Below are 15,771 nucleotides of genomic sequence, written 5' to 3' on the forward strand. Positions count from 1 at the left end.
AGGACTGGAGAGCGGCCTGGCATGCGTCGGGGGCTGAGCATTTCCCCGCCCCCAGGCCCGCCGCGCGCTTCCCCCTTCGAGGGGGCGGACACATCGTGGGGACGGCGCCGCGGGGGAGATTGCCCCGCCTCCGCCGGAGGCTTCGGTGCAACCGCTCCAGACACTGCTGGTCGTCGACGACGACCTCGACATCCGAGACGCGCTCCAGGACGTGTTCGAGCTGGAAGGCTACGCCGTCCTCCTCGCCGCGGACGGGCTGGAGGCCCTCGCGCACCTCCGGCAGGTGGAGTCCATGCCGGACCTCATCCTGTTGGACCTGATGATGCCGCGCATGGACGGCTTCGCCTTCCGCGAGGCGCTGCGGCATGACACCAGCTTCAGCCGCATCCCCGTGCTGGTGGCCAGCGCGGACCTGGACGTGCAGGGCGCGGCGGAGGGCCTGGGCGTCGCCGGCTGGCTGCGCAAGCCGCTGGACCTGAGCGAGCTGCTCAACGCGGTGAAGCGGCTCAGCCATCTCCCCAACTGACGCCGGGCGCCCGCCGGCCTGCCCTCCAATCAGGAGCGAGGCGCGGACACCCGGCCCGGATTGGCGAGCGCGGAAAGCGGCCCCACCCTTGCTTCCAGGAGCCAGTCAATCCAACCGGAACCGAGGGGGAGAGAAACCATGAAGAAGCTCATCGCCACATTCGCGTTGTGCGTGGGAAGCGCCGCTTTCGCGCAGCAGCAGCCGCCGCCGTCGGAGACGCAGGTGCCCCGTCCCGGCACGGAGAAGAGCACCGGCGTGGACGCCACGGAGGTCGGCCCCGCCATTGGCGAGGCGGCCAAGGACGTGACGGGCGTCCAGACGGAGGACGAAGGCACCTTCAAGAGGGACAAGGCCATGAGCCTGCGAGGCACCCTCAAGGACGCCACCGCGGACGGCGTGAGCCTCTCCCGCCCGGGGCTGCCCGACGCGGACCTGGACGTGCGCGACAAGACGGTGCTGATGCTGGACGGCAAGAAGGTCGCCAAGACGGACCAGATTCCGGAGGGCTCCGCGGTGCGCGCCAGGTTCCAGTTGGAGGGCCAGGAGGTCGTCGCGGTGGAGCTGCGCGCCACCAGCCCCAAGGGCGCCCAGAAGCAGCAGCCGGGCACCGGCGGCGCGGGCACGCAGACGCATGAGTCGGTCGACAAGGAGCTGGACGGCACGCCGACGCGGTAGTCCTCGCGACACACGCCTCGCGCGACAGGGCGGGCCCGCTTCCACGCCGGAGGCGGGCCCGTTGTCTTTTTTCACAGCGAGGTCACCGGCTTCCCCTGCCGCGGAAGGCTTTTTCCCACGCTGACCCGCTTTCCCAGGCGGCCAGGCGTCCCCAGCCCGGTACGCGGATTGCTGTGCGTCCCGCGGGAGGAGGATTGCGGTGAATCGACGACTGTGGGGCGGGCTTCTCGGGGCGGTGGTGATGGCGACGTGGGCGTGCGGTGGCTCGAACGAGCCCTCCCCCCCCATGACGGACAACGATATCGACAACGGACCACCGGCGGGGCGGCCCGAGCCGGACGCGGGCACGCAGCCGGACGCGGGCACGCAGCCGGACGCGGGCACGCAGCCGGACGCCGGCACGCGGCCGGACCCGGAGCCCGACGCGGGCACCGAGCCGGACGCCGGCACGGACCCGGAGCCCGACGCGGGCAGCGGCCCGCCCGAGGGCCCATGGCCGACGGACGCGGTGACGAACTACTCGGCGCGCTACAACCTCTCCCGGGCGCAGGCCATGGGCGTGGACGCGGCGCACAACATCTGGCTGCTGGATGGCGACCGGATTGGCGTGCTGCGCGCGGACACACAGCAGGTCGTCTGGACGCGCGCGCCCATTGGCCAGGCGCAAGGCGGCTTCGGTCCGGACCGCGCGGCCACCGGCTCCACCGTCATCTGCGGCGGCAGCGCGGGCCGCGCCTACGTGGGCTACGCCACGACGGACCTGCGCGAGGACCCGGAGTTCCCGGGCCTGCAGCCCAACTACATCGTCAGCCCCAACGAGTGCTACCAGCCGGACCCGGCGCAGCCGTGCTTCCCGTACAGCCACCGCCGGCTCCAGTACTACAAGCAGGGCGACGTGGACGTGGTGAAGCTGAACGCCAGCGGCGACATCGTCCTGGAGGAACACCTGCACCAGTCGGTGCGCAACACGACGGACGACCACGGCAACCCCCGCGTGCAGACGGGCCCGCGCCGGCTGGATGACGTGCACAACCTGGGCATCCGCAACAGCAACGACCACCACTTCGACGAGGACCGCAGCATCCTGAGCTGCATCACGGTGCTGCACGGCCGCGACCAGGGCGACGTCTACGTGGGCTCCAACCACGGCGTCACCCGCATCCGCGGGCTGGAGTACAGCTCCCACCGGCACCCGGTGTGGCTCAACGAGAAGGGCAGCCAGATGGCCGGCTACACCTACGGCCTGGGCATCGCGCAGGACGGGGACGTCCTCATCGCCAACGAGTGGATGTTCGGCATCGTCACGCCCACGCCCCACCACGGCGACTGGGACAACATGGACAAGAACGTCAACCCGATGAAGGTGGAGTCGTCCTACCTGCCGGAGGTCAACGGCCTCAGCGAGTTCGATAGCTGGCGCGGCTTCCAGCAGACCACGGACGGCCGCTACTACCTGGGCAGCAAGGACCACGGCCTGTGGGAGATGAAGATTACCTGGGCCTCCAACCAGGCCCAGACGGGCACGCGGCTGAACGGCGCCAACGCGGAGCAGCGCGCGGCGCTCCAGCGCATCAACGCGCTGGCGGCCACCGGTGACGGCTCGCTCTACATCGGCACCGACCGGGCGGGCCTGTGGCGCCTCACGCCGATGAAGACGCTGGAGAAGGTGTCGGACGTGAGCGGCTCCCGCGTGCGTCAGCTCCTCTACGACCCGCGCGTGACGCCGGCGGCGCTGTACGTGCTCACAGACAGCGGGCTGACCGTGCTGCGCGGTAACTGAGGCCCGCGGGGCCCCTGGCGCGCCGGGGGCCTACCGCGCGCCCGCGGCGGCCTTCCTGGGCGCCGGGGGCCGGGTAGGCAGCCGGAGGATGAAGGTGGAGCCCTTCCCCTGCGCGGAGCGCACGGTGATGCTGCCGCCCATGGCCTCCACGATTTGACGGGTGATGTAGAGCCCCAGGCCCAGGCCGCCGTAGTGCCGCTCCGACACCGCGCGCTCGAACTTGCCGAACAGGCGCGCCATGCCGTCCTCGGAGATGCCGATGCCCTGGTCCTTCACCGCGAGCACCGCGGTGGGGCCCTCGCCCACCAGGGACACCTCCACCGGCCGGCCCTCGCCGTACTTCACGGCGTTGGACAGCAGGTTCACCAGCACCTGCTCCAGGCGCAGCGAATCCCACTCCCCCAGCAGCGGGCCGTCCACGTGCAGCGACAGCGCGCTGCCGGCGCGGTTGAACTCCTCGGAGAAGGCCTCCGCCATCTGCCGCACCAGCTGCGCCAGGTCCAGCTCGCGCGGCTCCAGGGACAGCCGCCCCGCGGCCAGCCGGGACACGTCCAGCAGCGTGTTGACCAGCCCCGCCAGCCGCGACAACTGCCTGTCCAGCACGCGGGCCCGGGGCGCCAGCTCCGCCGGGGGCTCCTGCTGCGAGCCGCCCACCTGGCGCAGCAGCAACTGCAGGTGCAGGCGCAGGCTGGTGAGGGGCGTGCGCAGCTCGTGGGCCGCCACGCTGAGGAACTCGTCCCGGACCCGCACGGCCTCCTGCGTCTCACGCAGGGCCTGCTCGCGCACGGAGCGCTCCCGGGCCGCGCCCGCGTCCCGCTGGGCCTCCACGCGGCGGCGCTCCGTCATGTCCTCCACGTAGATGCACGCGGCGACGACGGCGCCGTCGCGGCGCACGGGGTGGTAGCTGGCGCGGTACACGCGGGTGCGCTCCCCGTCCGCGCCCGGCTCGCGGTGGATGATTTCCACGCCCTCCAGCGCCACGCCCGTCTCCAGCACGCGGCGGACGCGGCGCACCACGTCCGCCGCGGAGGGCTCGGCGCGCAGCACGTCCATCATGGGCTGTCCCAGGTGGGCCTCGCGCGGCACGCCGTGCATGGCGGCCATGGCGTCGCTGACCTCCACGAAGCGCAGCTCGCGGTCGATGACGGCCATGCCCAGCGGCACCGTGGACATGAGCTCCGCCAGCGCCACCGGCCGCGAGTCGCCGTGGGGCGGAGGCGCGGCGCTTCCTCCATCACCTGCTGGAGCTGTCACGTCCGGCCCTGTGTCCCGGGCGGCGGACCCGAGCCTGGGGGTCATCGTCTCCCCCGGTGTAGCAATCCCGACGGTCACCGTCACTGCACGCCCCCCGGACGTCTGTCCAATGGTGGAAGGATGCCTGAGGCCGCTGCGGAATCTTCCTGAAATCGCGCGGGTTTCCCCCTGCACCCGCGCGTCGGCCGCTGCCTGGGCAGGCGTGCGAGAGACACCTGCTTCAACCCACCCCGCATGGCTCTCTAGAATCAACCGAGCCCTCTCGCCGTCCACGGCACGGAAAGGAACGAACACCGCATGCGCCTGAGACGTCTCGCCCGCCGCGCCGCGCCCCTGGCAGCTCCGGCCAACTCCGTCCGGCGGGAGGCCCGGGAGGAGGGGCGCAACGAGCTCCTCGCGCGCAGCGGCGCCGACCCCTTCCGCACGGAGCGGCGGCTGCGGTGGAGAGACCACTTCTCCCTCACGGAGAACGTGCTGATGCTCCAGCACATGCACGCCGGGCATGACGGCCTGCGCGTGGCGCAGCTTTCGGACGTGCACGTGGGGCAGGCGACCTCGGCGGTGCGCATCCGCCGCGCGGTGGAGGCGGTCAACGCGGAGAAGCCGGACCTGGTGTTCCTCACCGGCGACTACGTGACGCACAGCCCCAAGCCGCTGCCGCGCGTGCGCGAGCTGCTGGCCGGCATCGAAGGCCCGGTCTTCGTGGTGATGGGCAACCATGACCACTGGGTGAACGCGCCGTACCTGCGCGAGTCCTTCGAGCGGCTGGGCTACACGGTGCTGCAGAACGAGCACCGGCAGGTGCACGTGAAGGGCGCGCCGGTGACGGTGCTGGGCATCGACGACGGGCTCACCGGCCGGGACGACGTGGAGGCCACCTTCCGGGGCGCGCCGGTGTCGGGCACGCGGCTGGTGCTGGCGCACACGCCGCCCACGGCGGAGAAGCTGCCGGCGCACGCGGGGCTGGTGCAGTTCTCCGGGCACACGCACGGCGGCCAGTTCGTGGTGCGCGGCCTGACGGAGGCCCTCTTCCGCCGCGCGGGCCAGCCCTACATCCGCGGCCACTACCACGTGAATGGCAACCAGTTGTACGTGAACCGGGGCCTGGGCTTCGGCTTCGGCGGCCCCTACCTGCGCCGGGGCAGCGAACCGGAGGTGGCCTTCTTCACGCTGCGCCAGGCCGCCGCCAGCGCGGGGTAGCATGCGCCAGCCTGACTTGCGTGCCTGCCTGTGCATCTCCTAAGCAGGAGGCATGCATTCGAGGCTCCGGTGGCCGGCGTGGCTGTTTCTTGCGTGCCTTGCGTGTGAAAGCGCGCCACCCAAGGCACGCGAAACCGAGCAGTACGGCTTCATCAACCACGACTCGGACTATGTCTGGGCGCGAGGGCCATGGCCCGACGTCGAGCCCTCACGAGACGTGGATGAGGTCATCGACCGCCTCTGTCCGGCCATCATGAAGCTCCCGAACGCGACCGACCGGGATTACGGGCAGGAATACTGCGGCCTCATCTACTCCCGAGGCGACGGCGTCTACCGTGTCAGCCATCCTTCGCCGCTTGGCCGATGGCAGCTACGAAGGGAGTCGAAACGGAAGTCCTGCTTCCCCGTCCGCAAGGTCATCGACCCCGAGGCGCGGACCATCTCCCCTCTCGCGGACTACCACAGTCACCCCTGGCATCCATCGCCCCTGTCCGAACCAGACCGCCGCGCCGCCAATCAACTCTGGGTCATCAAGATTCAGTTCGATTCGGCATGCCACATCCAGAAGCTGGTTCCCCATCTGGATGATGTAGACAGGCCCGGGGAGGTCTACTCGCGCCAGGGGAAGCAGTGGATCCTCGTCGGGCTCATCAAGCCCGAGGACAAGCCGTTTGGATTCATCACCCCCGTGGGACGCAAGGACTGACAGGAGACGCCATGCCGAAGTGGTTGCCGCTGATGTGCCTGTGCATCCTGCCAGCCTGCGCTCTCTTCAAGCGACCTCCGCGCCCCGTACACGCGCCCGCGGAAGAAGCTTCCAGGTTCGAGTTCCCCATGGGCATGCCTGAGGAGGGACGCGTCATCCTTCGGCGACCCCTGGCCCAGGCCGTCCAACTCGCCATGGAGGATTTCCTGCCGTGGGACATGAAGCTTCCACCGGGTGACCGTCCAGGAGGGGAATGCCTCTATCGCCGAGACTCCTACGACGTGACCGCGGCGCCGTACGAGAATGGTGTCATCCTCGTCAGCATCTCCCTGGACCCCGACGCATGTGAACGGAAGGGGGCTCCCCAGGACATGGGGGCGCGGTATGCCATTGACTCGAAGACCTGGCGAATCCTTGCGGTCCAGCACTGAGGCTTCCCATCGCGGCCCGTGGGGCTTCGCTCCCCAAGCGGGGTAGCATGCACCGCATGCGCCAATCCCTGCTCCGCTGTGCCGTGCTCCTGTTGCCGCTCGTGGGCTGCGGCATTCCGTCCCACGTCGACTACGTCAAGATGCCGACCCCGGGGAAGTTCGCCCTCATCAACGTGGACAACCGGCTCGCCTATCTCATCGACCCGCGCACGGAGAGCTGCTTCCTGCTCACGTCGAGCATGGACAATCACGCCATCGTGCACGTCCCCTGCGACAAGCTGAAGAAGAACCTGCCGGAGGCCTCCACCTTCATCACCTGGGTGCCCGACGGCGCGGAGGCCCCGGCCGCCGCCAGCGCCCCCGCGCCCTGAGGCTCAGGGCCGCAGCGGCACGCCCAGCCGCCCGCTCCCCAGCCCCTCCGCCTTCTTGCGCCGCAGGCTGAAGGGCCCGGACCCGAAGTAGACGATGAACAGCGCGCCCCCCGCCATGGAGAGGTTCTTCATGAAGTGGATGAGCTGGTTCTGCGCCTGCACCGGGTCCGGCACCAGCCAGAACCGGTGGACCATGAAGGCCGCGGCCAGCAGGAAGATGGCGATGGCCGCCGCGCCCAGGCGCGCGAACACCCCCAGCAGCACGCTCAGGCCGCCCGCCACCAGCGCCACGCCTGACGCCAGCACCGCCATGCGCGGCTCGGGCACGCCGGACGCCTGGGCCACGCCCGTCAGCGCCTCCAACTGGAAGAAGTGGTTCAGGCCACTGGTGATGAAGATGGCCGAGAAGAGCAGCCGGCCAAGCGGCGCTAACACGCCCATGAATCCTCCCGAATGTCCCTCCTCCCAGCCCCACAACGCTGGCAGGACGTCGTCATTCTCAACGTGGGCATTGATTCCTGCGTGACACCGGCCGCTCGCCTGCCCGCCCGCCTTCCGTGGCCGTGGCCCGCTGCGACAACACGCCACACGCGGGCCTTGGGGCCAACACATAAGGTGCGCGGGCCGTGAAGAACGCCCTGACCCTCACCCTCCTGCTGTCCAGCGCCCTGCTGCTCGCCCCCACCTCGAGCGCCTGGGCCTGCGCCACCTGCGCCTGTGGCGACCCCACGCTCATGTCCATGGGCACCGAGCAGCCGTTCTCCGGCCGCCTGCGCCTGTCCTCCACCCTCCGGGGCTGGGGCCACACGGTGGGCACGGAGGGCGTGGACGCGCTGCGCCTGCGCGAAGCCCGCATGGACCTGGCGGTGGCCTACGCGCCCCTGCCCTGGCTGTTCCTCTCCGCCACCCTGCCCCTGCAGGCCCGCGAGGTGCGGCACGCCAGCCTCGCCCGGGACCGCGGCTGGGGCCTCGGCGACGTGGAGCTCGCCGCGAAGGTGTTCCTCTTCCAGGACAAGGCCTTCTCCGCGGACCACCTGTTCAGCGTGCTGGGCGGCGTGAAGCTCCCCACCGCCCCCGTGCTGCGCGGTCCGGGCGGCGCCCAGCTGACCCTGGACAGTCAGCTCGGCAGCGGCTCGGTGGACCCACTGGCCGGCTTCGCCTATCAGCACTTCCGGGGCAGTTGGTCCTTCCTGGCCAGCGCCACCGGCTTCCTCCCCACGCGCGGCATCCAGGGCTTCCGCGCGGGGGCCTCGCTGCGCACCACGCTGGCCGCGCAGTACCAGCCGGCGGCCCGCTGGGCCCTGCGCCTGGGCTTCGACAGCCGCCTGGAGGCGGCGGCCGACACCGCGGGCGAGCACCAGGGCCACACGGACCACGACCGCCACGAGCACACGGGCGGCTTCATCGGCTACGCGTCCCCCGACGTGCTCTTCACCCCGGCCATGGACGTCGTCGTCGCCGCGGGCGTGCGCGTGCCCGTCATCAACCAACTGCGTGGCCGCGTCTCCCCCACGCCCATCGCGATGCTGTCCGTCGCCTACGACCTCTGAACCATGCGCTCCCTCCTCAAGCCCGCCGCCCTGGGCGCCGCCCTCCTGTCCGTCGCCGGCTGCGGCGGCACCGACGTCCAGGAAGGCCTGACGCTGGACCTCTCGCTCATCACCGCCCGGGCCCGGCCCATCTCGGGTGCCGCCGGCGCGCGCGAGTTCATGAACGACCAGGGCACCCGCGCCGTCCTCACCAGCGGCTTCGTCACGCTGGGCAGCGTGGAGCTGCTCCCCTGCGCGGAGGTGGGCTGGAAGCGCTTCTTGCGCCAGCTCTCACCCGTGGGCACGGCGTGGGCCCACCACACCGCCACCAACCCGCTGCGAATGGACCTCCCGCATGTGGTGAGCCTGGGCACCGCGGATGAGACCCCCATCGCGCTGGGCACGCTGCGCCCGGCGCCGGGCCGCTACTGCCACGCGCGCCTCACCTTCGAACCGGCGAGTCAGGACGCGGAGGGCCTGGCGGCCGCCGCCCAGGGCGACGCGCCCGTGGACATGGTGGGCCGCAGCCTGCACCTGCGCGGCACCCTGGCGACCGGACAGGACGGCGAGCCCCAGCCCTTCGAGGTGAGCTTCCAGACGCGCGCCACGGTGGACGTGCTACTGGAGTGGGTGACGCTGTCGGAGGCGCAGCCCCACGCCGCGCTCGTCTTTGCGCTCTCGTGGGATACGTGGCTGGATGGCGTCAACGCCGAGCAGCCGCCCGCCAACGTGGACCTGGTGGGCAACGTGGCCCGCTCGGTGGTGCCCCCCACCTCCGCCGCACCATGACGCCTCCGCCCCCAGCCGCCCCGCCGCTCCCCGAGCCCGACTCCCGGGCCCGCATCAACCTGGAGTGGCTGCTGCGCCTGCGCTGGGGCCTCCTGCTGGGCCAGACGCTCGTCATTGGCGTGGCGGCCTTCGGGTTGGAGCTGGCGCTGCCGGTGCCGGTGCTGGCCGCGCTGCTGGGGCTGGAGGCGCTGACCAACGTGTCGGTGCGGGCGTGGCTGTCGCGCGGCCTCCGGGTGACGGACGGCACCATCGGCAAGCTGATGCTGTGGGACACGCTGGTGCTCACCGGCCTGCTGGCCCTCAGCGGCGGCACGCACAACCCCTTCACCACGCTCTACCTGGTGAACGTGGCGCTGGGCACGGTGCTGCTGCCCGCGCGGTGGATGTGGGGGCTGCTCGGCTTCACGCTGATGGCCTTCGGCTCGCTGTTCGTGTTGCAGGACGTGGAGCTGCCAGCGGGGCTGTCGCGGCCGGACCACGCGGAGCTGATGCGGCTGCACCTCAACGGCATGTGGGTGGCCTTCGCCGTGGCCGCGGGCTTCATCGTCTACTTCGTCCAGCGCGTCACGCGGGCGCTCGGGGCGCGGGAGCAGGAGCTGGCCCAGGCGCGCGCGCTGCACGCGCGGCGGGAGAAGGTGGCCTCGCTGGCGACGCTGGCCGCGGGCGCCGCGCACGAGCTGTCCACGCCGCTGTCCACCATCGCCGTGGTGGCGAAGGAGGTGGAGCGCGCGCTGGCCACCGCGGGCACCTCCGAGTCGGTCCGCGAGGACCTGCGCCTCATCCGCCAGCAGGTGGACCGCTGCCGCGACGTGCTGGTGCAGATGTCCGCGGACGCCGGGCAGACGACGGGCGAGCCCTTCCACCCGGTGCCCCTGGGCCGGCTGGTGGAGGACATGCTGGCGGAGCTCCCCGGCAGGGAGCGGGTGGACGTCGAGCTGCCTGGCGAGGCCCGTGCGTGGCACGTTCACGGCCCGCCGAGGGCCCTGGCCCGGGTGCTTCGCGGCCTGGTGAAGAACGCGCTCCAGGCGTCGCAGGCGTCACGGCCCGTGGCGCTGCGCGTGCGCGCGCGGGGTGACGGCGCGCTGCTGGAGGTCCAGGACGCGGGCATGGGGATGCCGGCGGACGTGCTGTCCCGGGCCGGAGAGCCCTTCTTCACCACCAAGCCGCCGGGCGAAGGCATGGGCCTGGGGCTGTTCCTGGCGCGCACCTTGGTGGAGCAGCTTGGCGGCTCGCTGGAGCTGCGCTCGGCACCGGGCCAGGGCACCACGGCCAGCCTCGCCCTGCCGGTGACGGAGCCCCGCGCCGCGCCGGAGCGGGCGTCATGAGCCTCGCGAGCGAGGGCACGGAGCAGCGCCCCAGCCTGCTGCTGGTGGACGACGACGCCACCCTGCGCGAGCGCCTGGCCCGCGCCTTCCGCGAGCGCGGCTGGGACGTCACCACCGCCGGGGACTACGACGAGGCGCTGGCCGCCGCGCGCCGCGAGTCCCCTGAATACGCGGTGGTGGACCTGCGCATGCCCGGCCGCAGCGGCCTGGAGGTGGTGAGGGATTTGCTCGCGGTGGACGCCTCCACGCGCGTCATCGTCCTCACGGGCTACGGGAGCATCGCCACCACGGTGGACGCCATCCGGCTGGGCGCGGTGAACTACCTGCCCAAGCCCGCGGACGTGGATGACGTGCTCGCGGCCTTCGCGCGGGCGTCCGGCGAGCCCTCCGTCTCGACCTCCGAGAGCTTCGAGGCGCCGTCCCTGGCCCGCGCGGAGTGGGAGCACATCAACCGCGTGCTGGCGGACTGCGCCGGCAACATCTCCGAGGCGGCGCGCAAGCTGGGCATCCACCGGCGCTCGCTCCAGCGCAAGCTTCAGAAGTACCCGCCTTCCCGCTGACGACTTTGCTAAGGGTGTCTGAATGTCGACCGCACTCCAGACCCGTCCTCCCAGCCACCTGGCTCCCGGCCGCTTCGGCCAGACGCGCTACATGATTCGCCGGAAGTTCTTCAAGCTGTTCGGCGACGCGTTCCACATCTACGACGAGGCGGGCAACCTCGCCTTCTACTCGAAGCTGAAGGCCTTCAAGCTGAAGGAGGACATCCGCATCTACGGTGACGAGGAGATGCGCGAGGAGCTGCTCACCATCAAGGCGCGCGGCATCCTCGACTTCGGCATGACGTACGACGTGACGGACGCCGTCACGGGCGAGCGCCTGGGCGCGATGCGCCGCAAGGGCCTGCGCTCCATCCTCCGCGACCAGTGGCTGGTGCTGGACGCGAATGACCAGGAGGTGGGGAAGATTGAGGAGGACAGCATGATGATGGCGCTGGTGCGCCGCTTCCTGACCGCCCTGATTCCCCAGTCCTTCACCGGGACGATGGGCGACACGCAGGTGCTCTCCTTCCACCAGCGCTTCAACCCGTTCATCCAGAAGATTGATTTGGACTTCTCCTCGGACGTGAACCGCCAGTTGGACCGGCGGCTCGGCATCGCCGCGGCGGTGCTCATGTGCGCCATTGAAGGACGGCAGCAGTAGTCCTCGCAGGGCCGGGTTGGCGAGCGCTGGAGCACCTCCCGGCGCCGCCCCCACCTGACGCGCCCCCCCCAACAGCAGACACTTCTGCCCGCACCGGGAACCCCTAACGCGCTGCGTATTGTGAGCCTTCACCCGGAAGCCTTCTAGTTGCTTGTTGTCATAGTGCCAATAAGCAAATGGAGGGTTGCGCGCATGCGGCTACACTGGAGTCGTCCCCTGGCGGTTTCGAGTACCTTGCTTGGCGCCCTGGTCGCGGCGCAGGCGGCAGCAGCGGAGCCGTTGCCGCTGCTGGACATCGCCCCCATCCGCGCGCCGTTCGCGGCGGCCTGTGCGGGCAAACCGGATTCCACCCCGCTACCCATCGACGCGCGCACCCTGGTGGTGCCCGGCGTCAACAAGCCGGGCGCCGCGGTGCAGTTCAACGCCTACTGGGTGGACCTGCATTCACCGCCGCCGCCCTTCATCTCCAACCTGCCGCCCAATCCGAAGACGTGCGGCGAGTTCCGCGCGAGCGCCCACCGCGGCCGGGTGAACATGGAGACGCGGGCCTACTTCCAGCCCTTCACGACGTCGCTGGCCTACTACAACATGTATCGCCAATGGGGCTATCTCTTCCGCCCCTCGGACTTCGACGAGCAGATCATCAACCGCTACGGGCTCTCCAAGGCGCCCTTCCGCAATCCCTACCCGCTGCCGTGGGAGAACCCCAACCTCACCAACGGCGGCAGCGGCCAGCTCCCGCTGGGCCTGGTGCAGGAGCGCGACAAGCACGGCCGCTTCACGGGGATGATTGCCTCCAGTTGCTCGGGCTGCCACGACTCGAAGCTGGGCAACGACCAGGAGTCGTCCTTCGTCTGGGGACGCTCCACGGACGCCAGCGACCCGGGCCTCATCCAGTCCGACATGTTCCGCTCCACCGTCGTGGGCAACGTGTTCCAGCTCGTCCCCGTGCCCTGGAGCGTGGGCCGCGGCATGAGTGACGCCATCGGCATCGTGGACCTGCTGCCCGCCCTCTTCGACATGGACTCCCTGGCGCTGGCCCCCAGCCTGCTGGAGTACTTCCCCACCCACGCTGGCGGCATGTCCCGCGCGCCCAACTGGTGGTACCGCGCCTTCAAGACGCGCCAGTTCTGGGACGGCGCGCTCACCTCGGACAACGTCCGCTCGGAGATGGCGTTCGGCATCGCCAACATCGGCCGCTCGCCCGCCGAGCGCCGCGCGCTCACCGTGGAGTTCGAGGACAACGACAACTTCTTCCTCTCCCTCTCTCCCCCCGTCTACCCCAAGCCCATCAACACCGCGCTCGCCGAGCAGGGCGCCATCCTCTTCCACGAGCGCGACCTCTGGGCCAACGGCGCCAACCCGGACATCCCCAAGGCGCCCGGCAACGGCTCGTGCGCGAGCTGCCACGGCGTCTACTCGCCGCGCTACGCGGCCAACCCCGCCTACCTGCCGGACCCGCGCCTCAAGGGCATCTCCGGCGTCATCACGCCCATTGAGACCATCCGGACCGACCCGGCCCGCAAGGACTTGATGGCGGACGAGCGCAAGCGCCGGGCCTGGAACACGTCCTTCCTGGCCTACAACGACATGCACCCCGACCACGGGCCCTTCTACGACGACCCCATCATGAGCGCCCTGCGCCGCGTGCCCCGCGCCGCATATGACCGCGGCACGGGCCCCATCTACTCGCCCGAGGGGCCGAACATCTGGATTGAGCCGTTCGGCTACATCGCGCCGCCGCTCTACGGCGCGTGGGCCTCCGCCCCCTACTTCCACAACAGCAGCGTGCCCACCCTGTGGGACGTGCTGAAGCCGTCCGACCGGCCCAAGGTGTGGCAGCGCCAGCAGACGGCGCCCAACAACCTGGGCACCAACGCCGGCTACGCCATGGACTTCGCGGCGTATGACTTCAACAAGCTCGGCTGGAAGGTGACGCGCCTGGCCTGCGGCGACGTGCCCAGCAGGGACCCGTTCATCCCGTGCAGCCAGCACATGGCGACCATCGACGTCGCCTTCGCCAACATCGCCAACCTGGTGGCCAACTACAACTCGCTGGCCTACCAGTCACCGCCGCCCATCACCCAGAAGCAGATTCGCTCCCGCATGATATTCAACTCGCACCTCTACGGGCTCGGCAACGAAGGCCACGACTTCAACCAGTCGCTCACCGACGACGAGCGCTGGGCCATCATCGAATACGTGAAGACGCTCTGAGCCGGCTGCCGCCACGGGACCCGCCGCTCAAACCTGAGAGAGCGGCGGGCCCCAACCAGGACTTCAGCGGCTACGGGCTGAACATGCCGGTGAGCACGCTGGCGCGGCCTCTGGGCAGCGAGCGCATGAACGGGCTCGTCGCGAGGCTCGAGCCGGGCTGGTGCCAGCTCTGAATCTCCGCGAAGTACGTCTGCCCCGCCTGCAGCACGTCCGGAGGCAGGTACACGCTCTGAAGGTCCGTGTGCAGCACCGCCACGCGCGTCGCGGTGGTGGCGCCGTTGCTCACGCCGAGCCGGAAGATGTTCACCACGTAGTTCGTGGCCGTGCCAACCAGCGGCTTCGACCAGCGCAGCGAGGCGTCCGTCCCCACGCCCGTGAGGTCCTGGAACGCGCCACGCGTGTTCACCTTGGGCGCCTGCACCGGCCCGACGAGGGGCTCCACGGGCGCGGCGGAGAACGCGCCCGCCTCCTGGTCCACGCGGATGTCCACGCTCATGGAGAAGGGCGTCGCGGTCCCCAGCGCGTAGCTCTTCGTGAAGCCCGCGGCGGCGAACGCCACCTTCTGCCAGCTCGCCGGGAGCGGGTTGTTGTAGGTCATGTTCCCCGTGACGATGTCCGTCCGCAGGCCGTCCGGATTGAGCTTCACGAGCAACGGCGGCCCGCTGATGGACGCGAGCGCCGAGCCCAGCTCAGCCGGCCGGGCGGACATCCAGATTTCGTTGTACGTGCTGACCGCGCCCGGGTTCACCTGGGTGCGCATGGCTTCGAAGGCCGAGCGCCTCCAGTCCACCGAGAAGGTCCCTGTCGCGGCGGGCTGGGTGAAGGTCCCGCTGACGGACGCGGGCTGGCCCTGCACCTGCGTCACGCTCGCGTCGAGCACCTTGTGCATCCCGCGGTAGGGCACGCCATTGGCGCTCGTCTGCCACCGCATCTGCGCCAGCGAGAACACATCCCCGAGGCTGCTGTCGAGCAGCACCGGGTTGAGCAGGTTGGCGTAATCGAAGCTCAGCCCGGAGAGCGACGTGGCGCCCGTCCAGGGGCGCCCCGTGGCGATGGGGTCCACGTAGCCGAACGCGCCCGCGTTCAACGAATACATGTCCAGGAAGTCCCCCGGCTGCCAGGGAGACATGCCGGTGGCGGAAACCGTCACGGGCGTCGGCTGTGAGACGAAGGTGCCGTCCCGGCCCCACTCCGTGGAGCCCAGGTCGAACGTGCGGCTGGTGCTCACCAGGTAGCGCGAGCCCAGCTTCAGGTAGATGCGGCCGGACGGGACGTTCGGCACGGAGATGGTGCCGTCCGCGGCGCCTGTGCCTGGGTAGGCCGTGAACGTCCCGGTCGACGAGTCCCGCGTGTAGGCCACCACCCAGGTGGAGGACTGATTGTATGGCTTCGTCTCGTTGCCCGACGTGGCGACGAAGGTGACCGGGCTGGTCCCGGTGACCTGGGTGGACAGGCCCTGGGTGCTCTCGGAGGCCGTGTCCGTCGACACGGTGGAGTCCACCGCTTCGGCCTCATCGAGCCCGCCGCAGCCGACCCCTGCCATGCCGACCAGAAGCCCGACCGAAATCAATGACATATTCATTGTAGAGAAATCCCTTTCGCCGACGCCCTGAAGAGCGCCGCGCAGGGAGTTTCATATCGAGTCGGTCTGACTTTTCTGGGAGCGCTTCGGCGTCAAACGCAAGCATGCGCGAGCGGAGCCACGGCCAGCCGCGGGATGGCGAAAGTCGAGTCCGAACGCGGGCGCTGGCCTCCTGGGGAACACGCC

Annotated in this window: 16 protein-coding genes; 13 read left to right on the forward strand and 3 right to left on the reverse strand. The window is 70.4% G+C overall.

The window, feature by feature from the left end; all coding sequences use genetic code 11:
• Positions 1–145 precede the first annotated feature (145 nt).
• From MYMAC_RS33645 to MYMAC_RS33655, 3 genes are all read left to right on the forward strand, one after another.
• Positions 146–526 (forward strand): response regulator, encoded by a 381-nt coding sequence (locus tag MYMAC_RS33645; protein WP_013937385.1) that lies wholly within the window; start codon positions 146–148, stop codon positions 524–526.
• A gap of 138 nt (positions 527–664) precedes the next feature.
• Positions 665–1,201, forward strand: a complete 537-nt coding sequence (locus tag MYMAC_RS33650) for a hypothetical protein (RefSeq protein WP_013937384.1) — start codon at positions 665–667, stop codon at positions 1,199–1,201.
• A gap of 286 nt (positions 1,202–1,487) precedes the next feature.
• Positions 1,488–2,981, forward strand: coding sequence for a procyclic acidic repetitive family protein (locus tag MYMAC_RS33655; protein ID WP_275663106.1), 1,494 nt, complete (start codon positions 1,488–1,490; stop codon positions 2,979–2,981).
• A gap of 30 nt (positions 2,982–3,011) precedes the next feature.
• On the opposite strand, the gene MYMAC_RS33660 is transcribed toward MYMAC_RS33655, so the two are convergent.
• Positions 3,012–4,172 carry a sensor histidine kinase gene (locus MYMAC_RS33660; RefSeq protein WP_013937382.1) on the reverse strand — a complete coding sequence of 387 codons (1,161 nt, stop codon included), beginning with the start codon at positions 4,170–4,172 and terminating at the stop codon, positions 3,012–3,014.
• Between the two features lie 360 nt (positions 4,173–4,532).
• On the opposite strand from MYMAC_RS33660, the gene MYMAC_RS33665 reads away from it, so the two are divergent.
• Genes MYMAC_RS33665 through MYMAC_RS33680 form a run of 4 tightly spaced genes read left to right on the forward strand, consistent with a single transcriptional unit; the run spans position 4,533 to position 6,943 of the window.
• The gene (locus tag MYMAC_RS33665; protein ID WP_095961037.1) at positions 4,533–5,435 is read left to right on the forward strand and encodes a metallophosphoesterase; all 903 of its coding nucleotides are present in this window, start codon (positions 4,533–4,535) and stop codon (positions 5,433–5,435) included.
• Between the two features lie 52 nt (positions 5,436–5,487).
• On the forward strand, positions 5,488–6,141 hold the full coding sequence (locus MYMAC_RS33670; RefSeq protein ID WP_095961038.1) for a Mov34/MPN/PAD-1 family protein: 654 nt from the start codon (positions 5,488–5,490) through the stop codon (positions 6,139–6,141).
• Between the two features lie 11 nt (positions 6,142–6,152).
• Positions 6,153–6,572, forward strand: a complete 420-nt coding sequence (locus MYMAC_RS33675) for a hypothetical protein (protein ID WP_095961039.1) — start codon at positions 6,153–6,155, stop codon at positions 6,570–6,572.
• Positions 6,573–6,628: 56 nt separating this feature from the next.
• Positions 6,629–6,943, forward strand: coding sequence for a hypothetical protein (locus MYMAC_RS33680; protein ID WP_239989181.1), 315 nt, complete (start codon positions 6,629–6,631; stop codon positions 6,941–6,943).
• A 3-nt stretch (positions 6,944–6,946) separates the two neighbouring features.
• Here the strand turns inward: MYMAC_RS33680 and MYMAC_RS33685 are convergent, their stop codons facing one another.
• Positions 6,947–7,384: a DoxX family protein gene (locus tag MYMAC_RS33685; protein ID WP_013937379.1), complete on the reverse strand. Its 438-nt coding sequence runs from the start codon at positions 7,382–7,384 to the stop codon at positions 6,947–6,949.
• Between the two features lie 185 nt (positions 7,385–7,569).
• Here MYMAC_RS33685 and MYMAC_RS33690 point away from each other — a divergent pair, with 185 nt between their 5' ends.
• The 6 genes from MYMAC_RS33690 (at position 7,570) to roxA (ending at position 14,003) form a co-directional block, all read left to right on the forward strand.
• Positions 7,570–8,493 (forward strand): transporter, encoded by a 924-nt coding sequence (locus MYMAC_RS33690; protein WP_095961041.1) that lies wholly within the window; start codon positions 7,570–7,572, stop codon positions 8,491–8,493.
• A 3-nt stretch (positions 8,494–8,496) separates the two neighbouring features.
• Positions 8,497–9,261, forward strand: a complete 765-nt coding sequence (locus MYMAC_RS33695) for a hypothetical protein (RefSeq protein WP_095961042.1) — start codon at positions 8,497–8,499, stop codon at positions 9,259–9,261.
• The gene (locus MYMAC_RS33700) at positions 9,258–10,586 is read left to right on the forward strand and encodes an ATP-binding protein (protein WP_095961043.1); all 1,329 of its coding nucleotides are present in this window, start codon (positions 9,258–9,260) and stop codon (positions 10,584–10,586) included. The genes MYMAC_RS33695 and MYMAC_RS33700 overlap by 4 nt, the downstream gene beginning before the upstream one ends.
• The gene (locus tag MYMAC_RS33705) at positions 10,583–11,146 is read left to right on the forward strand and encodes a response regulator transcription factor (RefSeq protein ID WP_013937375.1); all 564 of its coding nucleotides are present in this window, start codon (positions 10,583–10,585) and stop codon (positions 11,144–11,146) included. Before MYMAC_RS33700 ends, MYMAC_RS33705 begins: the two co-directional genes overlap by 4 nt.
• 22 nt (positions 11,147–11,168) lie before the next feature.
• Positions 11,169–11,786, forward strand: coding sequence for an LURP-one-related family protein (locus MYMAC_RS33710; RefSeq protein WP_013937374.1), 618 nt, complete (start codon positions 11,169–11,171; stop codon positions 11,784–11,786).
• Positions 11,787–11,978: 192 nt separating this feature from the next.
• The gene (gene roxA, locus MYMAC_RS33715; RefSeq protein ID WP_239989182.1) at positions 11,979–14,003 is read left to right on the forward strand and encodes a rubber dioxygenase RoxA; all 2,025 of its coding nucleotides are present in this window, start codon (positions 11,979–11,981) and stop codon (positions 14,001–14,003) included.
• A gap of 70 nt (positions 14,004–14,073) precedes the next feature.
• On the opposite strand, the gene MYMAC_RS33720 is transcribed toward roxA, so the two are convergent.
• A complete protein-coding gene (locus tag MYMAC_RS33720) occupies positions 14,074–15,585 on the reverse strand; it encodes an ABC transporter substrate-binding protein (protein ID WP_095961044.1) in 1,512 nt (503 codons plus the stop codon).
• Between the last annotated feature and the right edge of the window lie 186 nt (positions 15,586–15,771).

Origin of the sequence: Corallococcus macrosporus DSM 14697, assembly GCF_002305895.1 — a bacterium.
Taxonomy (GTDB): domain Bacteria; phylum Myxococcota; class Myxococcia; order Myxococcales; family Myxococcaceae; genus Myxococcus; species Myxococcus macrosporus.